A 6,136-nucleotide genomic window follows, 5' to 3' on the forward strand; every position below is an offset into this window, starting at 1 on the left:
TTCTGTAGCGTTGTAGGCTCTATCCAGAAAGCTGTCTATGTAGCTGCTCTTGTTGCTGCCAGTAAGCAGGTTATAGAACTTCCACATGGATAGGTCACTGCCCAGACTGCCAAAGTTATCGTCATTGATATACGCTTTAGCTACACTGTTTATCTGTGTGTCAGTAAGCAGCATTCTGGGGATAGCCTTCTGATAGCCTTGTGGCAAGCACTGATAAAGTCGCATCCTGCCAAGTAAGGTCACAAACTGGTGCTCATTTAGGCAGGTATCGCCTAAACTCTGCATCATGTGGATATTTTTGGCTGCATTGAAATTATTAAGCAGTTCCAATGTAGCCTTGAACAGTTCCTTTGTGCCCATTACCTTTATATCATCCTTATATCCGTCTGTAAACACGCACATGTTACAGCATACGGTATTCTTGAACGATACCGCCAGTCTGAATAATTCTGGACTTTTCTTGGTAGCAAGGTTCTCCCTATTCAATGCACGTACCCCCACAATGGAAAGGTTGAGCCTATTCCCAGACACTTCCTCATAGATAGATGGTATGTCTATGGCGAAAGCGCACCTTTCATAATACTGGGTCGTGTCGGCTTCCGTCAGCAGGTTCTTGGGCTTGTTGATGGCTTCTGGACGTCTCCCTTTTATCACATGGCTGCACCTTATGTCTGGTTGCTCTATCCGTTCACCGCTATAGAATGAACTGGCAGCTTCCCAGACCGTTTCAATGAATGCGTTGTGTGAAATGGTAAGTTCATTATCCTTGCTGAATACTGGTATCACACAGTCATTCTTCAAGTGCTCCAAACTCACCTCCACGGAATTAGCCTCAATGAAATGGTTCACCTTCCTGGGCTTTGTAATCTCTTCCACAACTACTGTTGCATCCTCTGCAAATTCGCCTAAATTGCCGTTCCTTCTCTGTGCCATGACTGGCATAATCTGTAATGCTTCCATAATCTGTAAATTATTAAGTTGATAATTAGAAATTTCTCCATCTGAATGCCATATAAACGATAATGTACAGCACTATGGCAAACATTGCCTTTGGTGCTGCAATGAACGGTACAACGAGTATTGCACCAACCGTCAGAATTGCCTTTAAATCTTCCATAAGCGATAATTTATGATTAGTAATGATTGAATTAAAAGGGAATGATAACCAGAAACAAAAAGCCTCCCAGCCTTGTACGCATGTGTATTTCTGTAATAAATCTGTATCTGCCCGTAATGGCTGTTACAGAATTTCAAGCGTTCGGGGCTGGAAGGTGATTTCGCATTTGGTGTTCATTTCCCCTAAAGATACGGTGAGGGGAGTTAAAGGTAACACGGGGGGTGCTTGAGACATACACCAGATACGGATATACATACCAGCCATTTTTCTACTGCCAGTAATTCTACCCTATATGGCTCTGTACCTTATATGGAAACACTTCCCAGAACTAAAGGGGGAGGGGTATGATTTTAAGTACCTATATTTTTGAGTTGGGCATAAACACAATAGTAAATCAATTCATCAATAATTTAGATGGACTAATTATAAGAATCCAAAATTTGCTAATACTTTATTTATTTCTACCTTTATAGCCATTAATAAAACAATAAAATTTTATTCATGGAAAAGCAAACAGCAGTTAGAGAAACTTTATTAAAAGAATTTGCCAATTGCAGTGATAAACTTTTCACTTTAGGAATAATTCGTACAGATAGCTTTACTGGAGAAATAGGAGAATTTATTGCCTCCAAGTATTTTAAACTAAGTTTAGCTGGTAAATCCACAAAAGCATACGATGGAGTATGTCCTAAAGGCTATAAATATCAAATTAAATCTAAAGTTATATCTAACAATAATTTTACTCATCATATTTCTAATCTAAAATATCAAGATTTTGACTATCTTGTAGTTGTATATTTTGATATATATTACAATCCTATATCCATATTAAAAATCCCTTCTAATAAAATTAATACGGAAGAATACATTATTGGCGCTTCTTCAGTGCTTTCATTTTCTCAGAATATAGCTCGATTAAAATTACTTCAAAAAGAACAAGTCGCTATCAGAAATTTTGCTCAAAGTTACTTGAATTTACAAAAAGAAGGGATTATTAGAAGCCGTAAAGTAGTAGGGGATATTGGAGAATATTATGCTTGTAAACGTTTGAACCTAAAATTATCTAGCAATAAGAATGAGAAGGGACTGGATGCAATAGGTCAAGGAGGATTAACTTTTGAAATCAAAACAAGGCGAGTATATGATAGTGAAAGACGGACTTCTGAAACAAGAAGAATAAACAATCTAATAGGCAAAAATGCAGATTATTTAATTGTGGTAACTTTAAATCATGCCTTTGAATGTTCTGGAATGTGGATAATGCCAATGAAAAATATAATTAATCCTAAATCAGCCAATCTTAAGATTGTTAATACAACAATAGGAGTAAAGAATTTAGTACCAAGCCAAATTAGTTGGTTAAACACTGGCGAGAAGTTTGTATCATTTAATTGCATGGATAAACAAAATAGCTCTCAAGTGGAAGTCACAAATTCTGATATTAAGGAAAACAGCAATAAAATGCGTATTATTCTAATTATAATCATTATCTTCGCTATAATATGTTTGGTTGTGTGATTATTAATCTCAATTCTAAATATTTGTTAATATGATTTTACCAACAATGACATTGACCGAATTGGCAAAGGAAATTCAGTCTGATTACAAGGAAGTCCATGCACGCTGGACTAAATTTAATCCAAAATTCAATAAAATGAGATTGAAGCAAACATATTATCCATGGATATGGAATACAGAGATTATTACAAAGAAAAATAATAAATGGTTCTTCAGCTTTTATGCACAATCTAAAAAGGATGCTAATGTTGTAATTCCTCATGCCTACATTACTTTTAGGTATGGAGGAACTACATGGGCAGCTTATCCGCTTAAAGGAACAAATGTGTTACTGATTTTTTCTTCTCATTTCTTTGAACGTTACATTGAACGTTTCTTGGAACTAAATAAGGATGAGAAGCAATACACATCCCTTGATATAATAAAATTATTTTATTTACGCAATAACCACATTGGATGTATAAAACCTGAATTAGAAGATTTAGCTAGAGGTTTCTGTGAAGATGGAATGATTTTAGGTGAATGGATTTCTGAATCTGCTGCATTAATCAAAACCTTCTTATCTCGCAATGAACTAAAAGTAAATCAATATACAGAGTATTACGATATGTTTCATAATTGGATTATCCAAGATATGTTCTTAGCTCACAAAGGATATTCTCTCTCATCTATGGAAGAATTTGATAATTTACCAGATTCCTACTTCTCGCCTAAAGAATGGGAAAAATTTCTTAAACTAAGAGGTAATGAAATGTGGATAAATATAGCCATTGAATGTAGCGAATTTAGAATTGAACATAAAGAAGAATATGAAAAATGTTCTAATATGCTTCAAGCGATTATGGACAATCGTTCTTTAGAATAAAAAGTAACATTATGATTACCCCAGAAGAATTAATACAAGATTTAATAGATTTTTATGGTTATGAAGTGGACTTGTCGTATGCGATTAACTACATAGACATGGTAGGTCAATATGCCGAAGTTGATAGTTTTCATCTTTGGTTACAAGATTTGTTAATATGAATGATAGAAATGAACAAGGTATTTACTTATAATTGAGGGCATAAAAAGCCCCAGACCTTATCTGCCAGTCTGGAGCTTTCCCCTATAATATGATTTCAAATTTTTCTGGTTGGGGATATGGTTTAATCTCCTTCTTATATAGACCTAGTGCAGTTAATAAATACTGATAATTCCCTTGCTCTATATGCTTGCATTTCTTAATTAGTGTCTGTTTGAAGTCTTGACGGTTGCTTTTGCCAACAGTAGTGTATTTAGTAAGAATAAGATTTATTTTCTTTCTGTCATAGGCTGGTGGTATAACTCCGTGTCCTATACAGAAGTCCTCTATTGTCTGGTAGATATTGGCTCTTTCCAAGTCTCTGGATAATGGCATGTCTTTGCATCTGGCAATATAATATCCATTAATAAGAACTATATACCCTTTATTGATGAGGCTGTCAATTACAGTGCTGTTTTTACCTACTCCTATTTTATCTTTAATGTCTTGTTTGCTTGCTTTTAAGTAATGTGTATTATTAGTACAAATAGCCATGAACTTTAGCAAGAAGTCTTTTTCTTTAGGGGTTAGATTCTTATCCAGGATAAAGTCATTCCTCAATATGAAATAGTTCTCTGGCTTGGTATTCATTTTATATCTGATATGGGTTTTACCGTTAACATAGAAATATTCCCAGCCTAGGAATAGTGGATTGTCCTTAAAAACAAACTTCCCCTTCTCATCCTTCTCACTTAGATGTGCCTTTATAATGCCCTCTGATATATCTGACAGTCCAGCTATTTTAGGATAGGTGATTTCTGACACCCCGTTATAATAATTGCTGTTCATTTTTATAATGGAGTAGATATAAGCGTTCAGTGTCTTCTTGAAACTGATAATATCCTTACTTATCAATGTCTGTCTGATTGCCCCCATCAGTAGCTATGGATTTGTGGTCATCTATAAATATTATATCTTTCTTCTCCCGTTCAATCTTGTAATATTTATTAGTTCCAAAATACTTCTTGGCTTCCTTCCTGTTCTTAAAAATAATGTTGTCTGGTTTATACCATATCATACTGCTTTAGCGTTAGAATTGGTTGGTTGTCATTCATCTGATTAGTGGAATTATCTGTAACTCCCGTTCCAGAAAATTGTAGTTCCGTAGGAACTTCATTTTTCATATATAAGGTATGTTATATAATAGGTATGTTACTAGGGTATCATTTTAGGGAGTGTACCGGTATTAAAATCGGGAATACTTATTGGAGTCTCAAAATAGGGAATAGGTAAATTCCAGACTAGATGTACATCTGTATTTATCACTTCTGTTCTTGGCTCGCATGGCGGCAGGGTATTGGACTTGGTTGCATATACAGTTGGGGATATATGTCTGGTGGGTATGAACACGAAAAGGGAGAACCGTTTGCACAGTCCTCCCTTATACATTTTATTGTCATCTCTTATACAATACCTTATCCATACATTCGTCGAAAGCGTTTGAGTCAACTACATATCCCTCGTTGGGACTATCCTTTATCAATTTTGGTAACGCATTCAAAATGTCATACTGTCTGAGTTCGTTCAGTTCGTGACAGATGTCCTGCAATTTGTTTAAAATAAAAGATTCATCTCCACATTCTGCATAGCGTGAATTTTCGTTGATATAGAAGTACATTGTGTTTAGGTTTCCATAAACTTTATTATTTGAGACATGAAACATGTCCTCGTTCAATCCTTCATGAATGAAGAATCTGAAATCTGTATTTCGCATGCACAGTTTAATGCGATTGAAATGCATCTTTAATTGGCTAGCCTCTTTCTTGTAGCTCTCAACATCCAGACCGTCTGGTCGTGCAGAAAGTTCATTCAAGATTCTTGCTGATATGATACTGAAATATTTGTTACACATGGCTTCAGAATCATTCTTTAACTCTTTAAGCAGTTTAATTGTTACAGAAATTCCCCACTTGGGAAATATACTAAAGAAGTCGTTCAGTTTGTCTAGATTTGCATTAAATTCAATCATTGATTTGTTAACGCCTCTAACGTCAATGTACTTGATTAATTGTGGTAGTCTATGCGTTCTCATAGTTATTGGTTTTATTGGATTTATCATTGCTCATCTTGATGTAAACGGTGTAAACCTTGTTATCTTTCTGCTTGCGTCTCTTGGAATAGCCGTTCAGCTTAGCCCATATTCCAATAACAGTCTTGCTGTCCTTTACATGGTGGGCTAGTGCAAGCTCACGTAGTTGCTTGAATGTAAGTTCTGTTTCTCCATTCATTCTTAGTCCCATAAATAATTACTAAATAGATAATCTGGCAAGATAAGGTGGATTGAAATGGCAGGTAAATTCAGACAATTCAATTTCAGATGTGCCTCAAGTCGGTAATTCAGTGGTTTCAGTGATACCGCCCTTATCTCATGTTGATGTTGCAAAGTTACTACAAAAAAGTGAAATGCGGAAAGATATAGTGATAGAATTGAGTTACAA

General features: G+C 35.3%; 8 protein-coding genes. 3 read left to right on the top strand and 5 right to left on the bottom strand.

Going from position 1 to position 6,136, the window contains the following annotated elements:
- Both DWX62_RS03670 and DWX62_RS22460 read right to left on the bottom strand, forming a co-directional pair.
- Positions 1-960 (bottom strand): DUF3871 family protein (locus tag DWX62_RS03670; RefSeq protein ID WP_120172587.1); only part of this gene is annotated, 960 nt, incomplete at its 3' end.
- Positions 961-985: 25 nt separating this feature from the next.
- Positions 986-1,117, bottom strand: a complete 132-nt coding sequence (locus DWX62_RS22460) for a hypothetical protein (protein ID WP_259329566.1) — start codon at positions 1,115-1,117, stop codon at positions 986-988.
- 501 nt (positions 1,118-1,618) lie between these two features.
- Here DWX62_RS22460 and DWX62_RS03675 point away from each other — a divergent pair.
- Genes DWX62_RS03675 through DWX62_RS21850 form a run of 3 tightly spaced genes read left to right on the top strand, consistent with a single transcriptional unit; the run spans position 1,619 to position 3,661 of the window.
- Positions 1,619-2,635: a hypothetical protein gene (locus tag DWX62_RS03675; protein WP_057253141.1), complete on the top strand. Its 1,017-nt coding sequence runs from the start codon at positions 1,619-1,621 to the stop codon at positions 2,633-2,635.
- Positions 2,636-2,666: 31 nt separating this feature from the next.
- Positions 2,667-3,500 carry a hypothetical protein gene (locus tag DWX62_RS03680; RefSeq protein ID WP_117867061.1) on the top strand — a complete coding sequence of 278 codons (834 nt, stop codon included), beginning with the start codon at positions 2,667-2,669 and terminating at the stop codon, positions 3,498-3,500.
- A gap of 11 nt (positions 3,501-3,511) precedes the next feature.
- Entirely contained in the window at positions 3,512-3,661 is a 150-nt protein-coding gene (locus tag DWX62_RS21850) for a hypothetical protein (protein ID WP_155519226.1), read from the top strand.
- A gap of 82 nt (positions 3,662-3,743) precedes the next feature.
- Here the strand turns inward: DWX62_RS21850 and DWX62_RS03685 are convergent, their stop codons facing one another.
- The 3 genes from DWX62_RS03685 to DWX62_RS03695 form a co-directional block, all read right to left on the bottom strand.
- Positions 3,744-4,574: a hypothetical protein gene (locus tag DWX62_RS03685; protein ID WP_147336724.1), complete on the bottom strand. Its 831-nt coding sequence runs from the start codon at positions 4,572-4,574 to the stop codon at positions 3,744-3,746.
- A 520-nt stretch (positions 4,575-5,094) separates the two neighbouring features.
- Complete coding sequence (locus DWX62_RS03690) at positions 5,095-5,730, bottom strand: hypothetical protein (protein ID WP_117974290.1); 636 nt, start codon at positions 5,728-5,730, stop codon at positions 5,095-5,097.
- Entirely contained in the window at positions 5,717-5,938 is a 222-nt protein-coding gene (locus DWX62_RS03695) for a hypothetical protein (protein WP_117974287.1), read from the bottom strand. The genes DWX62_RS03690 and DWX62_RS03695 overlap by 14 nt, the downstream gene beginning before the upstream one ends.
- Between the last annotated feature and the right edge of the window lie 198 nt (positions 5,939-6,136).

The sequence above is a fragment of the Bacteroides sp. AF20-13LB genome (genome assembly GCF_003603065.1).
Classification (GTDB): domain Bacteria; phylum Bacteroidota; class Bacteroidia; order Bacteroidales; family Bacteroidaceae; genus Bacteroides; species Bacteroides uniformis.

Excerpts from the sequence above, each read along its gene's own strand:
- DWX62_RS21850 (WP_155519226.1), top strand. The coding sequence starts at position 3,512 with ATGATTACCCCAGAAGAATTAATACAAGATTTAATAGATTTTTATGGT.
- DWX62_RS03675 (WP_057253141.1), top strand. The coding sequence starts at position 1,619 with ATGGAAAAGCAAACAGCAGTTAGAGAAACTTTATTAAAAGAATTTGCC.
- DWX62_RS03690 (WP_117974290.1), bottom strand. The coding sequence starts at position 5,730 with ATGAGAACGCATAGACTACCACAATTAATCAAGTACATTGACGTTAGA.
- DWX62_RS03685 (WP_147336724.1), bottom strand. The coding sequence starts at position 4,574 with ATGGGGGCAATCAGACAGACATTGATAAGTAAGGATATTATCAGTTTC.
- DWX62_RS03680 (WP_117867061.1), top strand. The coding sequence starts at position 2,667 with ATGATTTTACCAACAATGACATTGACCGAATTGGCAAAGGAAATTCAG.
- DWX62_RS03695 (WP_117974287.1), bottom strand. The coding sequence starts at position 5,938 with ATGGGACTAAGAATGAATGGAGAAACAGAACTTACATTCAAGCAACTA.
- DWX62_RS22460 (WP_259329566.1), bottom strand. The coding sequence starts at position 1,117 with ATGGAAGATTTAAAGGCAATTCTGACGGTTGGTGCAATACTCGTTGTA.